Here is a 20,043-nt window from a genome sequence, read left to right as displayed (position 1 = left end):
ATGAACCATGCCTTGACCCAGCTTCAGCCCTACCCGTTCGAGAAACTGCGCGCCCTGCTGGGCACTGTGAAGCCAGCGGCGGACAAACGCGCCATCGCCCTGTCGATCGGTGAGCCAAAGCACGAATCGCCGGCGTTCGTCGCCCAGGCCATGGCCGACAACCTCGACAAGCTGGCGGTGTACCCGAGCACCATCGGCCTGCCAGCCCTGCGCCAGGCCATCGGCCAATGGTGCGAGCGCCGCTTCGGCGTGCCGGCCGGCTGGCTGGATGCCGACCGCCACATCCTGCCGGTCAATGGTACCCGTGAGGCGCTGTTTGCCTTCACCCAGGCCGTAGTCAACCGCGCCGATGACGGCCTGGTGGTCAGCCCCAACCCGTTCTACCAGATCTACGAAGGCGCAGCCCTGCTGGCCGGTGCCACCCCGCACTACCTGCCATGCCTGGAAGACAACGGCTTCAACCCGGACTTCGATGCCGTGCCGGCCGACGTCTGGAAGCGTTGCCAGATCCTGTTCCTGTGCTCGCCAGGCAACCCGACCGGTGCGCTGGTGCCGATGGACACCCTGAAGAAGCTGATTGCCCTGGCTGACGAGCACGACTTCGTGATCGCCGCCGACGAGTGCTACAGCGAGCTGTACTTCTACGAAGACGCACCCCCGCCGGGCCTGCTGAGCGCCTGCGCCGAACTGGGCCGCAACGATTTCAAACGGTGCGTGGTGTTCCACAGCCTGTCCAAGCGCTCCAACCTGCCAGGCCTGCGTTCGGGCTTCGTCGCCGGTGATGCATCGATCATCAAGCCGTTCCTGCTGTACCGCACCTATCACGGCTGCGCCATGCCCGTGCAGACCCAGTTGGCCAGCATCGCCGCCTGGCAGGACGAAGTACACGTGCGCGAAAACCGTGACCAGTACCGCGCCAAGTACGATGCCGTGCTGGATATCCTGCAGCCAGTGATGGATGTGCAACGTCCGGATGGCAGCTTCTACCTGTGGGCCAAGGTGCCAGGCTGCGATGCCGCGTTCACCCGCGACCTGTTCGAAGCCCAGCATGTGACCGTGGTGCCAGGGTCGTACCTGTCGCGTGAAGTCGACGGCGTCAACCCGGGGGCCGGCCGGGTGCGCATGGCGCTGGTTGCGCCGCTGGCCGAGTGCATCGAAGCCGCCGAGCGGATTCGCGCCTTCCTGCAGAGTCGCTGATTGAATCTGGGGGCGCTTTGCGCCCCTTTCGCGACACAAGGCCGCTCCTACAGATGATCGCAGTTTCCTGTAGGAGCGGCCTTGTGTCGCGAAAGGGCTGCAAAGCAGCCCCTGCGGTCTATCTGACCTGCCCCAGGTTGGCTTCACTCAGATCCAGCTCACCCAACACCTGCCTGACCACCTCATCCCCAACCAGATGCTGGCGATGCAGGTTATAAAGCTCCAGCCGCTGCGCCCGCAGCGCGCGCAAGCGCAAGCGCCGCTCCAGCAAGTCCATCTGTTCGGCCAGTGCCCTTGCCTCGGCCGTATCGTTGTAGCTGTCCAGCTCATCCCGATACTCGGCCATCAATCGCGCCTTGAGCTCCGTGGCCAAGGTGGCCTGAGCCGCATCCTGAGGCGCACTGGTGTCGATCACTTCTTCAGCCTCCAGCGCGTGGATCGCCGCCTCGGCCGTACGTCGCCAAGCTTCCTGCACTTCCTGATGCAGCCGCTCGTCCGGGCTCTTGGTGACCCCGCGCAGCAACAGCGGCAAGGCAATACAGGCACTGATCAACGACAGCAGGATCACACCGGCCGCAATGAAGATCAGCAGGTCACGCTCGGGGAAGGCCTTGCCCGCGCCCATCAGCAGCGGTATCGACATCACGCCCGCCAGGGTCACCGCCCCACGCACGCCACCCAGCGTCATCAGCCAGCAAGAACGCGCGGTGGGCATCAGCACCAGCGCCGGCTTGCCGCGCCAGCGGCGCACCATGCCAATCGCACGCCAGATGCTCTGCACCCAGACAAAGCGCAGCACAATCAACGCAGCGAAAATCGCCAGTACATCCAGGCAGCGCCAAGCCAGGGTTGGCCACACGGTTGCCTCATGGCTGACCACAGCCTTGATGATGTCTGGCAGCTGCAGGCCCAATAGCAGGAAGATCAGGCCGTTGAAAGCGAACTCCAGCAGCGACCAGACACTGCGGTTAAGCAGGCGGGTGCTGGTCTGGCGCGGCAACAGGTCGAGCCAGCTCTGCATCATGCCGGCGGCCACTGCCGAGAGAATGCCCGACACACCAAGACGCTCGGCCAGCACGTAAGCGGCGAACGGCAACAGCAGCATGAATACCACGTGGGTGGCCGGGTCATCCCAGCCACGGGCGATCATCCAGGCGCGCAAGCGGCCAATCAGCCAGCTCAGTGCAACGCCCACAGCCAGCCCGCCGAGGGCGACCAGGACGAAACTGAAGCTGGCATCGGCCAGCGAAAACGCCCCGGTAATGGCCGCAGCCAATGCAAACTTGAACGTCACCAGGCCGGAGGCATCATTCATCAGCGCCTCGCCTTGCAGCATGTGCATCAGCGGGGTCGGCAGGCGATCCTGGCTGATGGCCGACACCGCCACGGCGTCGGTGGGCGACAGCACGGCGGCCAGGGCGAAGGCCACCGGCAGCGGGATACTCGGCAGCAGCCAGTGGATGAAGTAACCGGCGCCGACCACGGTGAAAAGCACCAGCCCCACAGCCAGCGCCACCACGGGCCCACGGATGCGCCACAGCTCGCGCTTGGGAATGCGCCAGCCGTCGGCGAACAGCAGCGGCGGCAGGAACAGGAACAGGAACAACTCGGGGTCCAGAGCCACATGCAGCCCCAGGGTCGGCCAGGCCAGCAGTGCACCGGCGGCGATCTGTACCAAGGGCAGCGGCAACGGGATCAAGCGCCCGACCAGTTTCGACAGGCTTACCAGCGTCAGCAGGATGAGGACGGTGTAGGCGGACTGCATCCGTGAAGGCTTCCTTTGTGAACCAAAAACGACAGCGGGGGCGAGAGATCGCCATTGAAACAATATGTTAGCGGGGTATCGTGAAACGAGGCCGCTGCACGATAGTCGCAGGTGCTGGATGAATATGTAACACGATGATACATGGAGGGGTTACCGGGTTTGAGCTTGTAGAAGCTGAAGGGGCATGCCTGGGAGCTTGTTGACGTGCTGAGATCGAGCGCCGCCCGTGCGGCGCTCGGTTTCACAGACACCAAAAGTCGCAAGACATGCACACCCCGTGGCGCTCACACAATCGTTCCCGCATAATCCCGCGACTGACATTCGGAAATGGAGAGATTGGGGCAGCCTGTGGCCTCAATGTACACAATGACCTACACGCTCTACGGCATCAAAGCCTGTGACACCATGAAAAAAGCGCGTACCTGGCTCGAAGAAAAAGCCATCGCCTACGAATTCCACGACTACAAGGCCCAAGGCATCGACCGCGACAGCCTCAACCGCTGGTGCGACGAACACGGCTGGGAAGTCATCCTCAACCGTGCCGGCACCACCTTCCGCAAACTCGACGACGCCAGCAAGGCCGATCTCGACCAGGCCAAGGCCGTCGAACTGATGCACGCCCAGCCGTCGATGATCAAGCGCCCGGTGCTCGACCTGGGCGATCGCACCCTGGTCGGCTTCAAGCCCGACCTGTACGCCGCCGCGCTGGCCTGAGCCCCCACCCTATTTCGCACGAGGTAATCACATGTCCAATACCCTGTTCAGCCTGGCCTTCGGTGTCGGCTCCCAGAACCGCCAGGGCACCTGGCTGGAAGTGTTCTATGCACAACCCCTGCTCAACCCGAGCGCCGAGCTGGTTGCCGCGGTAGCGCCGATCCTCGGCTACGAAGGTGGCAACCAGGCCATCGCCTTCAGCAACGCCCAGGCCGCCCAGCTGGCCGAAGCCTTGAAAGGCGTCGATGCCGCTCAGGCTGCCCTGCTGACCCGCCTGGCTGAAAGCCACAAGCCGCTGGTCGCCACCCTGCTGGCCGAAGACGCAGCGCTCGCCTCGACCCCAGAGGCCTACCTCAAGCTGCACCTGTTGTCGCACCGCCTGGTCAAGCCGCACGGCCTGAGCCTGGCCGGCATCTTCCCGCTGCTGCCGAACGTGGCCTGGACCAACCAGGGTGCCGTCGACCTCAGCGAACTGGCCGAACTGCAACTGGAAGCACGCCTGAAGGGCGAGCTGCTGGAAGTGTTCTCGGTAGACAAGTTCCCGAAAATGACCGACTACGTGGTCCCGGCCGGCGTGCGCATCGCCGACACCGCCCGTGTCCGCCTGGGCGCCTACATCGGCGAAGGCACCACCATCATGCACGAAGGCTTCGTCAACTTTAACGCTGGCACCGAAGGCCCGGGCATGATCGAAGGCCGCGTGTCCGCTGGCGTATTCGTCGGCAAGGGCTCGGACCTGGGCGGCGGCTGCTCCACCATGGGCACCCTGTCCGGTGGCGGCAACATCGTCATCAAGGTCGGCGAAGGCTGCCTGATCGGCGCCAACGCCGGTATCGGCATTCCGCTGGGCGACCGCAATACCGTCGAAGCCGGCCTGTACATCACCGCTGGCACAAAGGTGAACCTGCTGGACGAGAACAACGAGCTGGTAAAAGTGGTCAAGGCTCGTGACCTGGCTGGCCAGACCGACCTGCTGTTCCGCCGCAACTCGCTGAACGGCGCCGTGGAATGCAAGACCCACAAGTCGGCCATCGAGCTGAACGAGGCGCTGCACGCCCACAACTGAGCACCGTCCAAGGTTTGAAGTGTTAAGATCGGGTCTGGCGTGCATGCGCCAGACCCGATTTTCATTCCAGGCCCCGCGAACATGTTCCAGCCCTCCCCCTGGCGCGCCGATTTCCCCGCTATCGCCGCCCTGCAACGGCAGCACCAGACCTACCTGGACAGCGCCGCCACCACCCAGAAGCCCCAGGCGTTGCTCGATGCCCTGAGCCATTATTACGGCCACGGCGCTGCCAACGTGCATCGCGCTCAGCACCTGCCCGGCGCACTCGCGACCCAGGCCTTCGAGACCAGCCGCGACAAGGTGGCCGCCTGGCTCAATGCCGAAAACTCACGGCAGGTCATCTTCACCCATGGCGCAACATCGGCGCTTAACCTGTTGGCCTATGGCCTGGAACACCGTTTCGAAGCGGGCGACGAAATTGCAATCAGCGCGCTGGAGCACCACGCCAACCTGTTGCCATGGCAGCAACTGGCCCGGCGCCGCGACATGCGCCTGGTGATACTGCCGCTGGACGAGCATGGGCGCATCGACCTGGAGCAGGCGCTGCAGTTGATCGGGCCGCGCACCCGCGTGCTCGCCGTCAGCCAGCTGTCCAACGTGCTCGGCACCTGGCAACCGCTGCCTGCACTGCTGGCCCATGCCCAAGCACAAGGCGCACTGACCGTGGTCGATGGCGCCCAGGGCGTGGTCCATGGCCGCCATGATGTACAGGCGCTGGGGTGCGACTTCTATGTGTTCTCGAGCCACAAGCTGTATGGGCCGGAAGGCGTCGGGGTGCTGTACGGCCGTAGCCAGGCCCTGCAACTGCTGCGCCACTGGCAGTTTGGCGGTGAAATGGTGCAAATGGCGGATTACCAGAGTGCCAGCTTCCGCCCCGCACCTTTGGGCTTCGAAGCGGGTACCCCGCCGATCGCCGCGGTGATCGGGCTGGGCGCAACGCTGGATTACCTGGCTAGCCTGGATAGCCATGCTGTCGAGGCCCACGAAACCAGCCTGCATCAGCAACTGCTGCGCGGCCTGGCCGACCGCGAGGGCGTGCGCGTCCTCGGCACACCTCAGGCGGCCCTGGCCAGCTTCGTCATCGACGGCGTACACAACGCCGACATCGCCCATATGCTGACCGAGCAAGGCATTGCCGTACGTGCCGGGCATCACTGCGCCATGCCGTTACTGAAGGGACTGGGGCTGGAAGGGGCGATTCGGGTGTCGCTGGGGTTGTACAACGACAGTGACGACCTGCAACGGTTTTTCGCGGCGCTTGATCAGGGCCTGGAGTTGTTGCGATGAGCTTGCCGGTTCAGGCACAGGAGGCATTGGCCAGCTTCGAGCTGGCTCGTGGCTGGGAACAGCGGGCGCGGCTGTTGATGCAATGGGGCGATCGGCTGGAACCACTGAGCGAGGCGGAGAAAGTCGAAGCCAATCGCGTGCATGGCTGCGAAAGCCTGGTGTGGCTGGTGGCCGAACACGTCGAAGGCCAGTGGCGATTCAAGGCGGGCAGTGATGCGCGCTTGTTGCGGGGGTTGCTGGCACTCCTGCTGGCCCGGGTACAAGGGCTTGGCAGTGCGGAATTGGCCGGGCTGGCTCTGCGCGACTGGTTTACCCAGCTTGGTCTGGAGCGGCAATTGTCGCCATCGCGCAGCAATGGGCTGCATGCGGTATTGCTGCGGATGGCGGAGCTGGCCTCCAACCGCTAAATCCAAGACTTACACTGCTCCCTGTAGGAGCGGCCTTGTGTCGCGATGGGGCGCGCAGCGGCCCCACATTTTCAGCTACGCCGCGAAAATTGCCGGGGCCGCTGCGCGCCCCATCGCGACACAAGGCCGCTCCTACAAGGACCGAGTAGTCCTGCGAATGCTTACTCAGGTTTGACCCGCTCCGAAGGCCGTCGCGCCCCGGCCACCAGTTTCTCGACCGCCTTGCTTGCCGCCACCATGCCAAAGGTCGCAGTCACCATCATTACCGCACCAAAGCCCCCCGCGCAGTCCAGGCGCACGCCTTCGCCGACGAAACTCTTCTGCAGGCAAACGCTGCCATCACCCTTGGGATAGCGCAGCTGCTCGCTGGAAAACACGCACGGCACGCCATAGTTGCGGCTGGTATTGCGCGAGAAGTTGTAGTCCCGGCGCAGGGTCGAGCGCACCCGTGAGGCCAACGGGTCGTTGAAGGTCTTGTTGAGGTCACCGACCTGGATCTGAGTCGGGTCGATCTGCCCGCCCGCACCACCGGTGGTAACGATGGCGATCTTGCGGCGCCGGCACCAGGCGATCAGCGCGGCCTTGGCCATCACGCTGTCGATGCAGTCGATCACCGCATCCATCTGCTCGGTGATGTACTCGGCCATGGTCTCACGGGTGACGAAATCCGCCACCGCGTGCACGGTGATCGCCGGATTGATCGCCCGCAGACGCTCGGCCATCACCTCGACCTTGGGCCGCCCCACCTGGCCTTCCAAGGCATGGGCCTGGCGGTTGGTGTTGCTGACGCAGACATCGTCCAGGTCGAACAGGCTGATTTCACCCACGCCACTGCGCGCCAGGGCTTCGGCCGCCCACGAGCCGACCCCGCCGATGCCGACGACCGCCACATGGGCGTTGCTCAGGCGCTGCAGGCCCTCGTCGCCGTACAACCGGGCAACGCCGGCAAAGCGTGGATCTTCTGTGCTCATGTCGATACCCCTGGGCTCTGATGCAAAAAACGGCGCGCATTATAGGCCAGTGGCCGCTTTGACCTCCATCGTTAGGAAAGACCCTACCATTACTGCTTTAATGTCCCACGACTTAGACAGAAGCGGACCACAATGTCATCACGCAAATTCGGCCTCAACCTGGTGGTGGTCCTGGCCATCGCCGCGCTGTTCACCGGGTTCTGGGCCCTGATCAATCGCCCGGTCTCCGCACCTGCCTGGCCGGAACAGATTTCCGGCTTCTCGTACTCGCCGTTCCGCCTCGGGGAGAGCCCGCAAAAAGGCCAATACCCCAGCGATGACGAGATACGTCAGGACCTGGAGCAGATGAACAAGCTCACCGACAACATTCGTATTTATACCGTCGAGGGCACCCAGGCAGAGATCCCGCGGTTGGCCGAAGAGTTGGGCCTGCGGGTGACCTTGGGCATCTGGATCAGCAAAGACCTGGAGCGCAACGAGCGCGAAATCGAAAAAGGCATCGAGCTGGCCAACCATTCTCGCAGCGTGGTGCGGGTGGTGGTCGGCAACGAAGCGCTGTTCCGCGAAGAAGTCACGCCTGAAGAGCTGATCGCCTACCTCGATCGCGTACGTGCCGCGGTCAAGGTGCCGGTCACCACCAGCGAGCAGTGGCATATCTGGAAGGAACACCCGGAACTGGCCAAGCACGTAGACTTGATCGCTGCACACATCCTGCCGTACTGGGAGTTCGTGCCGATGAAAGACTCGGTGCAGTTCGTCCTCGACCGCGCCCGCGAACTGCGCCACCAGTTCTCGCACAAGCCGCTGCTGCTGTCGGAAGTCGGCTGGCCAAGCAACGGCCGCATGCGCGGCGGCGCCGATGCCACCCAGGCCGACCAGGCCATCTACCTGCGCACGTTGGTCAACACCCTCAACCGCCGCGGCTACAACTACTTTGTGATCGAGGCCTACGACCAGCCCTGGAAGGCCAACGACGAGGGCTCGGTGGGTGCCTACTGGGGCGTCTACAACGCCGAGCGCCAGCAAAAATTCAACTTCGAGGGGCCGGTGGTGGCGATCCCGCAGTGGCGCGCCCTGGCGGTCGCCTCGGTGGTCCTGGCGATGATCGCCCTGGCCGTGCTGCTGATCGACGGCTCGGCCCTGCGCCAGCGCGGCCGCACCTTCCTCACCTTCATCACCTTCCTGTGCGGGTCGGTGCTGGTGTGGATCGCCTATGACTACAGCCAGCAATACAGCACCTGGTTCAGCCTCACCGTCGGCGTGCTGCTGGCGCTCGGCGCGCTGGGTGTGTTCATCGTACTGATGACCGAGGCCCACGAACTGGCCGAAGCGGTGTGGACCTTCAAACGCCGGCGCGAATTCCTGCCGGTGCAGGGCGACAGTGCCTACCGGCCCAAGGTGTCAGTGCATGTGCCGTGCTACAACGAGCCACCGGAGATGGTCAAACAGACCCTCGACGCCCTCGCTGCGCTGGATTACCCGGACTATGAAGTGCTGGTGATCGACAACAATACCAAGGACCCTGCCGTGTGGGAGCCGCTCAAGGCCCACTGCGAAAAGCTCGGCGAGCGGTTCAAGTTCTTCCACGTGGCCCCCCTGGCCGGCTTCAAGGGCGGCGCCCTGAACTACCTGATCCCGCACACCGCCAAGGACGCCGAAGTGATCGCGGTGATCGACTCGGACTACTGCGTCGACCGCAACTGGCTCAAGCACATGGTGCCGCACTTCGCCGACCCGAAGATTGCCGTGGTGCAGTCGCCACAGGACTACCGCGACCAGAACGAAAGTGCCTTCAAGAAGCTCTGCTACAGCGAATACAAGGGCTTCTTCCACATCGGCATGGTCACCCGCAACGACCGTGATGCGATCATCCAGCACGGCACCATGACCATGACCCGGCGCAGCGTGCTGGAAGCGCTGGGCTGGGCCGAATGGTGCATCTGCGAAGATGCCGAACTGGGCCTGCGCGTCTTCGAGAAGGGCCTGTCGGCCGCCTATGCCCACAATAGCTATGGCAAGGGCCTGATGCCCGACACCTTCATCGACTTCAAGAAGCAGCGGTTCCGCTGGGCCTATGGCGCCATCCAGATCATCAAGCACCACGCCAGTGCCCTGCTGCGCGGCAAGAACAGCGAGCTGACCCGTGGCCAGCGCTATCACTTCCTGGCCGGCTGGCTGCCATGGATCGCCGACGGCATGAACATCTTCTTCACCGTCGGCGCCCTGTTGTGGTCGGCCGCGATGATCATCGTGCCGCACCGGGTCGACCCGCCGCTGATGATCTTCGCCATCCCGCCGCTGGCGCTGTTCTTCTTCAAGGTTGGCAAGATCATCTTCCTCTACCGCCGCGCGGTGGGGGTGAACCTCAAGGATGCCTTTGCCGCAGCACTGGCAGGGCTTGCGTTGTCGCACACCATCGCCAAGGCGGTGCTGTACGGGTTCTTCACCAGCAGCATGCCGTTCTTCCGCACACCGAAGAATGCCGACAGCCATGGGCTGCTGGTGGCGATTTCCGAAGCGCGAGAAGAGCTGTTCATCATGTTGCTGTTGTGGGGTGCGGCGGCCGGCATCTGCCTGGTGCAGGGGCTGCCGAGTTCGGACATGCGCTTCTGGGTGGCGATGTTGCTGGTGCAGTCGTTGCCTTATGTGGCGGCGTTGGTGATGGCGTTTCTGTCGTCGCTGCCCAAGCCCGTTGAAAAGGCTGCCCAAGCGCAACAGGCTTGAGAACACCGGGGGCGCTTTGCGCCCCTTTCGCGACACAAGGCCGCTCCTACAGGTATTCGCGACCCTTCTGCAGGAGTGGCCTTGTGTCGCGAAAGGGCTGCAAAGCAGCCCCATTGCCCCATGTGTTTGATATAAGATAACGCCCCTCAGATTTCCCCGCCTTGCCCCGGAGTTCCCCATGACGGCCCCTGCCGAGCTCTCGCCTACCCTTCAACTGGCCTGCGACCTGATCCGCCGCCCCTCGGTCACCCCCGTCGATGCCGACTGCCAGGCACAGATGATGAACCGCCTGGGCGCCGTGGGCTTCCAGCTGGAGCCGATGCGCATTGAAGACGTCGATAACTTCTGGGCCACCCACGGTACCCAGGACGGCCCGGTACTGTGCTTTGCCGGCCATACCGACGTGGTCCCCACTGGCCCGGTGCAACAATGGCAGCACGAACCGTTCGAAGCGCTGATCGACGCCGACGGCATGCTCTGCGGCCGCGGCGCCGCCGACATGAAAGGCAGCCTGGCCTCGATGGTGATCGCCAGTGAACGCTTCGTGAAGGATTACCCGGGCCACCGCGGCAAGGTGGCTTTCCTGATCACCAGCGACGAGGAAGGCCCGGCCCACCACGGCACCAAGGCCGTGGTCGAGCGCCTGAAAGCGCGCAACGAGCGCCTGGACTGGTGCATCGTCGGCGAGCCGTCGAGCACCACCCTGCTCGGTGATGTGGTCAAGAACGGCCGTCGCGGCTCGCTCGGCGCCAAGCTGACCGTGTGCGGCAAGCAAGGCCACGTGGCCTACCCGCACCTGGCGCGCAACCCGATCCACCTGGCCGCCCCGGCCTTGGCGGAACTGGCTGCCGAGCACTGGGACGAAGGAAACGCGTTCTTCCCGCCGACCAGCTTCCAGATCTCCAACCTCAATTCCGGCACCGGCGCCACCAACGTGGTCCCGGGCGAGCTGACCGCGCTGTTCAACTTCCGCTTCTCTACCGAGTCGACCGTCGAGGGCCTGCAGGCGCGGGTCTCGGCGATCCTCGACAAGCACGAGCTGGACTGGTCGGTCGACTGGGCGCTGTCGGGCCTGCCGTTCCTCACCGAGCCGGGCGAACTGCTCGACGCGGTGGCGGCCAGCATCAAGGGCGTCACCGGTCGCGACACCCAACCGTCGACCAGCGGCGGCACCTCCGATGGCCGCTTCATTGCCACCATGGGCACTCAGGTGGTCGAGCTCGGCCCGGTCAACGCCACCATCCACCAGGTCGACGAGCGGATCCTGGCCAGCGACCTCGACCTGCTGACCGAAATCTACTACCAGACCCTGGTCCGGTTGCTCGCCTGATGCTCGCCTGCCCTCTCTGCCAGGCGGCCCTGTCGCGGCTCGACAACGGCGTGGTGTGCCCGGCCGGCCACCGCTTCGACCGCGCCCGCCAGGGTTACCTGAACCTGCTGCCGGTGCAGCACAAGAACAGCCGTGATCCGGGCGACAACCAGGCCATGGTCGAAGCCCGCCGCGATTTCCTCGACGCCGGCCACTACGCCCCGGTGGCCCAGCGCCTGGCCGAGCTTGCCGCCGAGCGCCAGCCCGGCGCCTGGCTGGACATCGGTTGCGGCGAGGGTTACTACACCGCGCAGATCGCCCAGGCCCTGCCAGCCGCCGATGGCTATGCGCTGGACATCTCACGCGAGGCGGTCAAGCGCGCTTGCCGCCGTGCGCCCGAGGTCACCTGGATGGTCGCCAGCATGGCCCGCGTGCCGTTGGCCGATGCCAGCTGCCAGTTCATCGCCAGCGTGTTCAGCCCGCTGGACTGGGACGAGGCCAAGCGCCTGCTCAGCCCGGGCGGCGGCCTGATGCGCGTGGGCCCGACCAGCGGCCACCTGATGGAACTGCGCGAAGTGCTCTACGATGAAGTGCGCCCCTATGCCGACGACAAGCACCTGGCCCTGGTGCCGCAGGGCATGGCCCACGCCCACAGCGAAACCTTGGAGTTCCGCCTGAGCCTGGCCGAGCCCAAGGCCCGTGCCGACCTGCTGGCGATGACCCCACACGGCTGGCGCGCCAGCGCCGAGAAGCGCGCCCGGGTAATCGACCAGCCCGAGCCGTTCGCGGTCACGGTTTCCATGCGTTATGACTATTTCGTGCGCCAGCACTGAGCACACCCGGAGCCCTTATGCGCCAACCCGATATCGAGATTTACCTGAAGGACGCCGACGTCGATCACAAGCAGATTGCCGAATGGCTCAGCCAGGCGATCGGCCCGTGCAGCGAATGGAAGCAGAAAGGCCAGACCTTCAAATGCCAGGCCGGTAACATCCCGGTCACCTGGTTACCCAAAGCTGTAGGGAAATGGAACAGCCTGTACCTGGAAAGCGACCAGACCCCATGGCCCGATGATGTCGCCTGCGCCCGCGCGGCGTTCGCCGCACTGAACGTCGAAGTGCGTTGTGCGCCGGGTGGCTGGGTCGAGGAAGACGGTGAAGAAGATGCCGATCGCTGGGTCCGCATCAGTGCCGACGGTGAAGAGGAAATCACCTGGCGTACTAGCTGAAGCCGGTTGCTTCAGGCTGCAAGTTACACGGTCAACTTGCAGCTTGAGGCTTACCACTTGAGGCTCAGAGCCCGACTACGTCCTCGGCTTGCAGGCCTTTCTGGCCCTGCACGCAGGCGTATTCCACCCGCTGCCCTTCGACCAGGGTACGATGCCCCTCACCGCGGATCGCCCGATAGTGGACGAACACATCCGCACCACCTTCGCGCTGAATGAAGCCATAACCTTTGGCATCGTTGAACCACTTAACATTCCCAGTCTCACGAGACGACATCTGAACTACTCCGGATTTTTATTGTGAAGATCGCCTTGTAGACACAGGGTGTCCTCCCTATGTCGACGCCGCTTGCCGAAATATCTTGCAAGTGGCAGGCCGAGTATATGACACAGAACAAAAAAATTTCATGACCGTCGCGCTATTTACCGAATTTTGCTGAACTTGCGCCGATACGGCAGACTAAATGGCTGTCTATTCTCAGAAATTCATTCCCAGGGCACTCACCCCATGACCCGTTCCCCCCTGCGCCGCCTGATCTTCGGCGCCCTGCGTCGCCTGATGTACCTGTGGGTGCGCTCCGAGACCATCAACCAATCGCCCCTGCCCCTCCAGCTCGACCGCAGCCGCCCGGTGTTCTACGCCCTGCCCTCGCCGTCGCTCACCGATCTGGCGGTGCTCGACCATGAATGCACCAAGGCGGGGCTTCCACGCCCGGTCTTGCCGGTTGCGGTCGGCCCGCTGCATGAACCTGCCGCGTTTTTCTACCTCACGCCGGACCCGGACTGGCTCGGCCGCCAGGACAAGCGCGGCGCCCCGCCGACCTTGGAGCGCCTGGTCGCCGCCATCAGCCAGCACGTCGAGGAAGACGCGCAGATCATTCCGGTCAGTGTGTTCTGGGGGCAGACGCCGGCCAGTGAAAACAGCCCGTGGAAGCTGCTGTTTGCCGACAGCTGGGCCGTGACCGGGCGCCTGCGCCGGCTGCTGACCGTGCTGATTCTGGGGCGCAAGACCCGCGTGCAGTTCTCTGCGCCGATCCACCTGCGCGAACTGGTGCAGCACAACAAGGGCCACGAGCGCACCGTGCGCATGGCCCAGCGCCTGATGCGCGTGCACTTTCGCAACCTCAAGAGCGCGGTGATCGGCCCGGACATCTCGCACCGGCGCAACCTGGTCAAGGGCCTGGTGCATGCGCCACTGGTCCGCCAGGCCATCGCCGACGAGGCCCAACGCGAGAACATGCCGCTGGCCAAGGCCGAAGCCCAGGCGCTGCGCTATGGCAACGAGATCGCCTCGGACTACACCTACACCGCGATCCGCTTCCTCGAAGTGGTACTGAGCTGGTTCTGGAACAAGATCTACGACGGCATCAAGGTCAACCACATCGAGCAGGTGCAGGGCATCGCACCGGGCCACGAAGTGATCTACGTGCCCTGCCACCGCAGCCACATCGACTACCTGCTGCTGTCCTACCTGTTGTTCCGCAACGGCCTGACACCGCCGCACATCGCCGCCGGCATCAACCTCAACATGCCGGTGATTGGCGGCCTGCTGCGCCGTGGCGGTGCCTTCTTCATGCGCCGCACGTTCAAGGGCAATCCGCTGTACACCGCAGTATTCAACGAATACCTGCACACCTTGTTCACCAAGGGCTTCCCGGTGGAATACTTCGTCGAAGGTGGGCGCTCGCGCACCGGGCGCATGCTGCAGCCGCGTACCGGCATGCTGGCAATCACCCTGCGCAGCTTCCTGCGCTCGTCGCGCACACCGATCGTGTTCGTGCCGGTGTACATCGGCTACGAGCGGGTGCTTGAAGGGCGTACCTACCTGGGCGAACTGCGCGGGGCAAGCAAGAAGAAAGAGTCGATCTTCGACATCTTCAAGGTCATCGGTGCGCTGAAGCAGCGCTTCGGCCAGGTGTACGTCAACTTCGGCGAGCCCATCCGTCTGGCCGGTTTCCTCGACGCGCAGCAACCCGGCTGGCGCGATCAGGAACTGGGCCCGCAGTTCCGCCCGGCCTGGTTGAACGAAGCCACCACCCGCCTGGGCGAAACCGTGGCCCGTCACCTCAACGAGGCAGCAGCGGTCAACCCGGTCAACCTGGTGGCCCTGGCACTGCTGTCCACCAGCCGCCTGGCGCTGGACGAGCGTGCCCTGACCCGCGTGCTCGACCTGTACCTGGCCTTGCTGCGCCAGGTGCCCTACTCCGAGCACACCACCTTGCCCGAAGGCGACGGCCAGGCACTTATCGAGCATGTCCGCGGCATGGACCTGCTGGCCGAGCAGAAGGACGCCCTGGGCCGCATCCTCTATCTGGATGAAGCCAACGCGGTACTGATGACCTATTACCGCAACAACGTGCTGCACATCTTCGCCCTGCCCGCCCTGCTGGCGAGTTTCTTCCACAGCAGCTCGCGGATGAGCCGCGAACTGCTTGGCCAGTACGTCCACGCGCTTTATCCGTACCTGCAGGCCGAACTGTTCCTGCGCTGGGCACCGGAGCAGCTCGACGAGGTCATCGACCAATGGCTCGCAGCGCTGGTCGAACAGGGCCTGCTGCGCCAGGACAACGACGTGTACATCCGCCCGGCGCCGAGCTCGCGGCAGTTCGTACTGCTTACCCTGCTTGCGCGCACCATCACCCAGACCTTGCAGCGCTTCTACATGGCCACTTCGCTGCTGCTCAACAGCGGACAGAACAGCCTCAGCGCCGAGGAACTGGAAGACCTGTGCGTGATGATGGCCCAACGCCTGTCGATCCTGCATGGCCTCAACGCCCCGGAGTTCTTCGACAAGACCTTGTTCCGACACTTCATCCAGACGCTGATCGAACAAGGCGTGCTGCACCCGGATGGCAACGGCAAACTGGGTTACCACGACAAGCTTGGCGAATTGGCCGAAGGCGTGGCCAAGCGGGTGCTGTCTGCCGAGTTGCGCCTGTCGATCCGCCAGGTTGCGCTGCACCGTGAGGACTCGCTGACCACCGCGGCCATCTGAACCCCCATCTGCCTGGAAAATCCGCTAAAGTCCCTGGGGTTGGCCACAAGCCAACTCCAAGGACACACCGGAGATTCCATGAAAAAACTCTTGATGCTGTGTTGCGCATCCCTGCTCGCAGCCTGTTCCAGCCACACCCCCTCCAACCAGGCCAGCCTGGATGGCGAAGTCTTCTACCTGCAGCGCATCGCCCTGCCGCCTGCCGCCACCTTGAGTGTCGAGTTGCAGGACGTGTCGCTGATGGACGCCCCCGCCGTGACCCTGGCCCGCCAGGCCGGCCCGGTAAAAGGCAACGTGCCTCTGCCGTTCCACCTCACCTACGACCCGGCCCAGGTCAAGCCCGGCCACCGCTACGCGGTCAGCGCGCGGATCGAGCTGGGCGGCAAGCTGCTGTTCATCAACACCGAACACCACGGCGTCGCCCTCGACGGCAGCGACCAGCAGCCGGTACGGGTCAAAGTCGACCCGGTGCGCTGAGCGCGCCCCACTTCATCGATAAGGAAATACCCATGATTCGCGCCTCCCTGCGCTTCACTACCCTGTGCGCCGGCCTGCTGCTGTCGGCCAGTGCCCTGGCGCTGTCGCTCGGCGACCTGAGCCAGTCCGACGCCACCGGTGGCCTGAAGGACGCCCTCACCCAGGGCGCGCAGATTGCCGTCAAGCAGTTGAGCACGCCAGGTGGCTTCAGCAACAACCCCGATGTGCGCATCGAGCTGCCGGGTAACCTCGGCAAAGCCGCCAAGGCCATGAAGATGTTTGGCAAGGGTGATCAGGTCGAAGCCCTGGAAACCAGCATGAACAAGGCTGCCGAGGCCGCCGTGCCACAGGCTCAGGCGATTCTGGTGGATGCCGTGAAGAAGATGACCGTGACCGATGCCAAGGGCATCCTCAGCGGCGGCCAGGATTCGGCTACCCAGTACCTGAACAAAAGCAGCCGCGAGCAGATCCGCGCCAAGTTCCTGCCGATCGTCAAGCAGGCCACCGACAAGGTCGGTGTCGCCCAGCAGTACAACGCCTTTGCCGGCCAGGCCAAAGGCCTGGGGCTGATCAAGGATGACGCGAACATCGAGAACTACGTGACCGAGAAAGCGCTGGACGGCCTGTTCGAGATGATTGCCAAACAGGAAGAGAGCATTCGCCAGAACCCGGCACAGGCAGCTACCAGCCTGGCCAAGAAAGTCTTCGGCGCGCTTTGAGGCCCTTGGGGCTGCTACGCAGCCCTTTCGCGACGCAAGGCCGCTCCTACAGGCGATCGCGTTTCCCTGTGGGAGCGGCCTTGTGTCGCGAAAGGAGGGCAAAGCCCTCCCCCGCGATCTTCAGCCTTTCTTGACCCTGAACCATGCCGCATACAACGCCGGCAAGAACAACAGGGTCAACGCCGTGGCCACGATCAAACCACCCATGATCGCCACCGCCATCGGCCCATAAAACACACTTCTGGACAACGGAATCATCGCCAGCACCGCCGCCAGCGCGGTCAGCACGATCGGCCGGAAGCGCCGCACCGTGGCCTCGATGATCGCCTGCCAGCGGTCCAGCCCCGAGGCGATATCCTGCTCGATCTGGTCCACCAGGATCACCGAGTTGCGCATGATCATCCCCGCCAGGGCAATGGTGCCGAGCATGGCAACGAAGCCGAACGGCTGGCGGAAGACCAGCAGGAACAGGGTCACGCCAATCAGCCCCAACGGCGCGGTGAGGAACACCATCACCGTGCGCGAGAAGCTGCGCAACTGGATCATCAGCAGGCTCAGCACCACCACGATGAACAGCGGCATGCCGGCGTTCACCGACTTTTGCCCGCGCTCGGCGTCTTCCACCGTGCCGCCCACTTCCAGCAGGTACCCATCCGGCAGCTTGGCCTTGATCTCCTGCAAGGTCGGCAGGATCTGCTTCACCAGCGTGGCCGGCTGCTCCTTGTCATAGATGTCGGCACGCACGGTCACCGTCGGCAGCCGGTTGCGGTGCCAGATGATGCCTTCCTCAAAGCCATATTCCAGCGTTGCCACCTGCGACAGCGCCACGCTCTGGCCATTGTTGGTAGGCAGCGCCAGGCTGCCGAGGTTGCCCAGTTCGCCACGCTCCTGCGGGGTGCCACGCAGGAGGATCTCGATCAGTTCGTTGTCCTCGCGGTACTGGCTGACTGTGGTGCCGGTCAGCGAGCTCTGCAAGAAGCTCGACAGATGTGCGGTACTCACGCCCAGGGCGCGGGCACGGTCCTGATCGATCTCAAGGAATACCGCCTTGCTCGGCTCTTCCCAATCCAGGTGCACGTTGACCACATGCGGGTTCTCACGCACCTTGTCCGCCACTTCGCGGGCCAGGGCACGGGCCTTCTCGATATGTTCGCCGGTAACCCGGAACTGCACCGGGTAGCCCACGGGCGGGCCGTTCTCCAGACGCGTGACGCGAGCGCGCAGGTCGGGGAACTGCTGGTCGACGGTGTCGATCAGCCAGCTGCGCAGGCGCTCGCGGTCTTCCATCGACTTGGCCAGCACCACGAACTGGGCAAAGCTGGCCGCCGGCAGTTGTTGGTCCAGCGGCAGGTAGAAGCGAGGCGAACCAGTGCCCACATAAGCCACGTAGTTGTCGATGCCATCCTGCTGCTTGAGCACCGCTTCCAGCTGCTTGACCCGCTCGGCGGTATTGGCCAGCGAGGCGCCTTCGGCGAGCTTCAGGTCGACCATCAGCTCCGGGCGCCCGGAAGCGGGGAAGAACTGCTGGGGCACGAAGCGGAACAGCAGGATGCTGCCAACAAAGGCGGCGATGGTCAGCAGGATCACCGTCTTGCGCCGCCGCACGCACCACTCCACCACACGCCGCACGCGCTGGTAGAACGGCGTGCCGTACGGGTCGGGGGCATGCCCGTCCTTGCCATGGCGGGCGGCATGCAGCTTGGCCAGGTCCGGCAGCAGCCGTTCGCCCAGGTAAGGCACGAAGACCACGGCCGCGACCCACGAGGTCAGCAACGCGATAGTCACCACCTGGAAGATCGAGCGGGTGTACTCGCCAGTGCTTGATGCCGCCGTGGCGATCGGCAGGAAGCCTGCCGCCGTGATCAGCGTACCGGTAAGCATCGGGAAGGCGGTGCTGGTCCAGGCGTAGCTGGCCGCCTTGAGGCGGTCGAAGCCTTGCTCCATCTTGATCGCCATCATCTCCACGGCAATGATCGCGTCATCCACCAACAGCCCCAGCGCCAGCACCAGCGCGCCCAGCGAAATCTTGTGCAGGCCAATGCCGAAGTAGTGCATGGCGGCGAACGTCATGGCCAATACCAGGGGGATGGCCAGCGCCACCACCAGGCCAGTGCGCAGGCCGAGGGAGAAGAAACTCACCAGCAATACGATCACCAGCGCCTCGACCAGCACCTGGACAAACTCGCCGACACCGGCCTTGACCGCTGCAGGCTGGTCCGACACCTTGCGCAGCTCCATGCCAGCCGGCAGGTTGCGCGCCAGGCGCTCGAACTCACCCTCCAGCGCCTTGCCCAGCACCAGAATGTCGCCGCCATCCTTCATCGACACCGCCAGGCCGATGGCGTCCTCGCCCATGAAGCGCATGCGTGGCGCGGGCGGGTCATTGAAGCCACGGTGCACGTCGGCCACATCGCCGATGCGGAAGGTGCGATCGCCCACCCGGATGGGGAACTGGCGAATCTGATCAACGCTGTCGAAGCGCCCGCTCACACGCAATTGCAAGCGCTCGCTGGGAGTCTCGAAGAAACCGGCAGTGCTGACTGCGTTCTGCTCACGCAGCGCCTGCTGTACCGCCTCCAGTGGCACACCCAGGGTGGCCAGCTTGAGGTTGGACAGCTCGATCCAGATCTTCTCGTCCTGCAGGCCGATCAGCTCGACCTTGCCTACGTCCTTGACCCGCTGCAGCTGGATCTGGATACGGTCGGCATAGTCCTTGAGCACCGCGTAATCGAAGCCGGCGCCGGTCAGCGCATAGATATTGCCGAAGGTGGTGCCGAATTCGTCGTTGAAGAACGGCCCCTGAATCTCTGGTGGCAAGGTATGGCGGATGTCCGCGACCTTCTTGCGGATCTGGTACCACAGCTCGGGGATGTCTTTGGAGTGAAGCGAATCGCGGGCCATGAAGGTCACCTGCGACTCGCCCGGGCGCGAGAACGAGACGATCTTCTCGTACTCGCCGGTCTCCATCAGCTTCTTCTCGATGCGTTCAGTGACCTGGCGCGAGACTTCCTCGGCCGTGGCGCCCGGCCACAGGGTGCGGATGACCATGGCCTTGAAGGTGAATGGCGGATCTTCGCTCTGCCCCAGCTTGGTGTAGGACATCGCGCCAATGGCAGCCAGCAGAATCATGAGGAACAGCACGATCTGGCGATTGCGCAGCGCCCAGGCGGAAAGGTTGAAACCCATC

The 20,043-nt window shown here is 64.1% G+C and carries 16 protein-coding genes; 12 read left to right on the top strand and 4 right to left on the bottom strand.

The genetic code is table 11. The features are described 5' to 3' along the window. Positions 1–1,197: a succinyldiaminopimelate transaminase gene (dapC, locus tag H040_RS03800; protein WP_027920039.1), complete on the top strand. Its 1,197-nt coding sequence runs from the start codon at positions 1–3 to the stop codon at positions 1,195–1,197. Positions 1,198–1,315: 118 nt separating this feature from the next. Here dapC and H040_RS03790 read toward each other — a convergent pair whose 3' ends face one another. Then, positions 1,316–2,962, bottom strand: coding sequence for a Na+/H+ antiporter (locus tag H040_RS03790; protein WP_027920040.1), 1,647 nt, complete (start codon positions 2,960–2,962; stop codon positions 1,316–1,318). 366 nt (positions 2,963–3,328) lie between these two features. Between H040_RS03790 and H040_RS03785 the strand changes: the two genes are divergently transcribed. The 4 genes from H040_RS03785 to H040_RS03770 all read left to right on the top strand — a co-directional run bounded on the left by H040_RS03785 (position 3,329) and on the right by H040_RS03770 (position 6,436). Further along, a complete protein-coding gene (locus H040_RS03785) occupies positions 3,329–3,676 on the top strand; it encodes an ArsC family reductase (protein WP_027920041.1) in 348 nt (115 codons plus the stop codon). A gap of 31 nt (positions 3,677–3,707) precedes the next feature. Continuing rightward, the gene (dapD, locus tag H040_RS03780) at positions 3,708–4,742 is read left to right on the top strand and encodes a 2,3,4,5-tetrahydropyridine-2,6-dicarboxylate N-succinyltransferase (protein ID WP_027920042.1); all 1,035 of its coding nucleotides are present in this window, start codon (positions 3,708–3,710) and stop codon (positions 4,740–4,742) included. An 81-nt stretch (positions 4,743–4,823) separates the two neighbouring features. Beyond that, a complete protein-coding gene (locus tag H040_RS03775; protein WP_027920043.1) occupies positions 4,824–6,029 on the top strand; it encodes a cysteine desulfurase in 1,206 nt (401 codons plus the stop codon). Beyond that, complete coding sequence (locus H040_RS03770; RefSeq protein WP_027920044.1) at positions 6,026–6,436, top strand: SufE family protein; 411 nt, start codon at positions 6,026–6,028, stop codon at positions 6,434–6,436. Before H040_RS03775 ends, H040_RS03770 begins: the two co-directional genes overlap by 4 nt. A gap of 161 nt (positions 6,437–6,597) precedes the next feature. On the opposite strand, the gene tcdA is transcribed toward H040_RS03770, so the two are convergent. Next, the gene (gene tcdA, locus H040_RS03765) at positions 6,598–7,407 is read right to left on the bottom strand and encodes a tRNA cyclic N6-threonylcarbamoyladenosine(37) synthase TcdA (RefSeq protein WP_033696473.1); all 810 of its coding nucleotides are present in this window, start codon (positions 7,405–7,407) and stop codon (positions 6,598–6,600) included. A 132-nt stretch (positions 7,408–7,539) separates the two neighbouring features. Between tcdA and H040_RS03760 the strand changes: the two genes are divergently transcribed. From H040_RS03760 to H040_RS03745, 4 genes are all read left to right on the top strand, one after another. After that, on the top strand, positions 7,540–10,131 hold the full coding sequence (locus H040_RS03760) for a glycosyltransferase (protein WP_027920046.1): 2,592 nt from the start codon (positions 7,540–7,542) through the stop codon (positions 10,129–10,131). A gap of 178 nt (positions 10,132–10,309) precedes the next feature. Next, positions 10,310–11,461: a succinyl-diaminopimelate desuccinylase gene (dapE, locus tag H040_RS03755; RefSeq protein ID WP_027920047.1), complete on the top strand. Its 1,152-nt coding sequence runs from the start codon at positions 10,310–10,312 to the stop codon at positions 11,459–11,461. Continuing rightward, on the top strand, positions 11,461–12,273 hold the full coding sequence (locus tag H040_RS03750) for a putative RNA methyltransferase (RefSeq protein WP_027920048.1): 813 nt from the start codon (positions 11,461–11,463) through the stop codon (positions 12,271–12,273). The genes dapE and H040_RS03750 overlap by 1 nt, the downstream gene beginning before the upstream one ends. 17 nt (positions 12,274–12,290) lie before the next feature. Then, positions 12,291–12,668, top strand: a complete 378-nt coding sequence (locus tag H040_RS03745) for a hypothetical protein (RefSeq protein ID WP_027920049.1) — start codon at positions 12,291–12,293, stop codon at positions 12,666–12,668. Positions 12,669–12,732: 64 nt separating this feature from the next. Here the strand turns inward: H040_RS03745 and H040_RS03740 are convergent, their stop codons facing one another. Next, positions 12,733–12,942: a cold-shock protein gene (locus tag H040_RS03740; RefSeq protein WP_003252255.1), complete on the bottom strand. Its 210-nt coding sequence runs from the start codon at positions 12,940–12,942 to the stop codon at positions 12,733–12,735. 231 nt (positions 12,943–13,173) lie between these two features. Between H040_RS03740 and plsB the strand changes: the two genes are divergently transcribed. From plsB to H040_RS03725, 3 genes are all read left to right on the top strand, one after another. Beyond that, positions 13,174–15,660 (top strand): glycerol-3-phosphate 1-O-acyltransferase PlsB, encoded by a 2,487-nt coding sequence (plsB, locus tag H040_RS03735; protein ID WP_027920050.1) that lies wholly within the window; start codon positions 13,174–13,176, stop codon positions 15,658–15,660. 78 nt (positions 15,661–15,738) lie between these two features. Further along, positions 15,739–16,137, top strand: a complete 399-nt coding sequence (locus H040_RS03730; RefSeq protein ID WP_027920051.1) for a YbaY family lipoprotein — start codon at positions 15,739–15,741, stop codon at positions 16,135–16,137. A gap of 32 nt (positions 16,138–16,169) precedes the next feature. Beyond that, positions 16,170–16,856 (top strand): DUF4197 domain-containing protein, encoded by a 687-nt coding sequence (locus tag H040_RS03725; RefSeq protein WP_027920052.1) that lies wholly within the window; start codon positions 16,170–16,172, stop codon positions 16,854–16,856. A gap of 120 nt (positions 16,857–16,976) precedes the next feature. Here the strand turns inward: H040_RS03725 and H040_RS03715 are convergent, their stop codons facing one another. Beyond that, a complete protein-coding gene (locus H040_RS03715) occupies positions 16,977–20,042 on the bottom strand; it encodes an efflux RND transporter permease subunit (protein ID WP_027920053.1) in 3,066 nt (1,021 codons plus the stop codon). Position 20,043: the final 1 nt, after the last annotated feature.

The sequence above is a fragment of the Pseudomonas sp. URMO17WK12:I7 genome (assembly GCF_003269045.1).
GTDB lineage: Bacteria > Pseudomonadota > Gammaproteobacteria > Pseudomonadales > Pseudomonadaceae > Aquipseudomonas > Aquipseudomonas putida_J.
This window is presented reverse-complemented; position numbering and strand designations above follow the sequence as displayed.

Bases quoted from the DNA above. Each gene is read 5' to 3' on its own strand.
- tcdA (WP_033696473.1), bottom strand. From the start codon at position 7,407: ATGAGCACAGAAGATCCACGCTTTGCCGGCGTTGCCCGGTTGTACGGC.
- dapD (WP_027920042.1), top strand. From the start codon at position 3,708: ATGTCCAATACCCTGTTCAGCCTGGCCTTCGGTGTCGGCTCCCAGAAC.
- H040_RS03785 (WP_027920041.1), top strand. From the start codon at position 3,329: ATGACCTACACGCTCTACGGCATCAAAGCCTGTGACACCATGAAAAAA.
- H040_RS03750 (WP_027920048.1), top strand. From the start codon at position 11,461: ATGCTCGCCTGCCCTCTCTGCCAGGCGGCCCTGTCGCGGCTCGACAAC.
- H040_RS03790 (WP_027920040.1), bottom strand. From the start codon at position 2,962: ATGCAGTCCGCCTACACCGTCCTCATCCTGCTGACGCTGGTAAGCCTG.
- plsB (WP_027920050.1), top strand. From the start codon at position 13,174: ATGACCCGTTCCCCCCTGCGCCGCCTGATCTTCGGCGCCCTGCGTCGC.
- H040_RS03760 (WP_027920046.1), top strand. From the start codon at position 7,540: ATGTCATCACGCAAATTCGGCCTCAACCTGGTGGTGGTCCTGGCCATC.
- H040_RS03730 (WP_027920051.1), top strand. From the start codon at position 15,739: ATGAAAAAACTCTTGATGCTGTGTTGCGCATCCCTGCTCGCAGCCTGT.
- H040_RS03740 (WP_003252255.1), bottom strand. From the start codon at position 12,942: ATGTCGTCTCGTGAGACTGGGAATGTTAAGTGGTTCAACGATGCCAAA.
- dapC (WP_027920039.1), top strand. From the start codon at position 1: ATGAACCATGCCTTGACCCAGCTTCAGCCCTACCCGTTCGAGAAACTG.
- dapE (WP_027920047.1), top strand. From the start codon at position 10,310: ATGACGGCCCCTGCCGAGCTCTCGCCTACCCTTCAACTGGCCTGCGAC.
- H040_RS03715 (WP_027920053.1), bottom strand. From the start codon at position 20,042: ATGGGTTTCAACCTTTCCGCCTGGGCGCTGCGCAATCGCCAGATCGTG.
- H040_RS03775 (WP_027920043.1), top strand. From the start codon at position 4,824: ATGTTCCAGCCCTCCCCCTGGCGCGCCGATTTCCCCGCTATCGCCGCC.
- H040_RS03745 (WP_027920049.1), top strand. From the start codon at position 12,291: ATGCGCCAACCCGATATCGAGATTTACCTGAAGGACGCCGACGTCGAT.
- H040_RS03725 (WP_027920052.1), top strand. From the start codon at position 16,170: ATGATTCGCGCCTCCCTGCGCTTCACTACCCTGTGCGCCGGCCTGCTG.
- H040_RS03770 (WP_027920044.1), top strand. From the start codon at position 6,026: ATGAGCTTGCCGGTTCAGGCACAGGAGGCATTGGCCAGCTTCGAGCTG.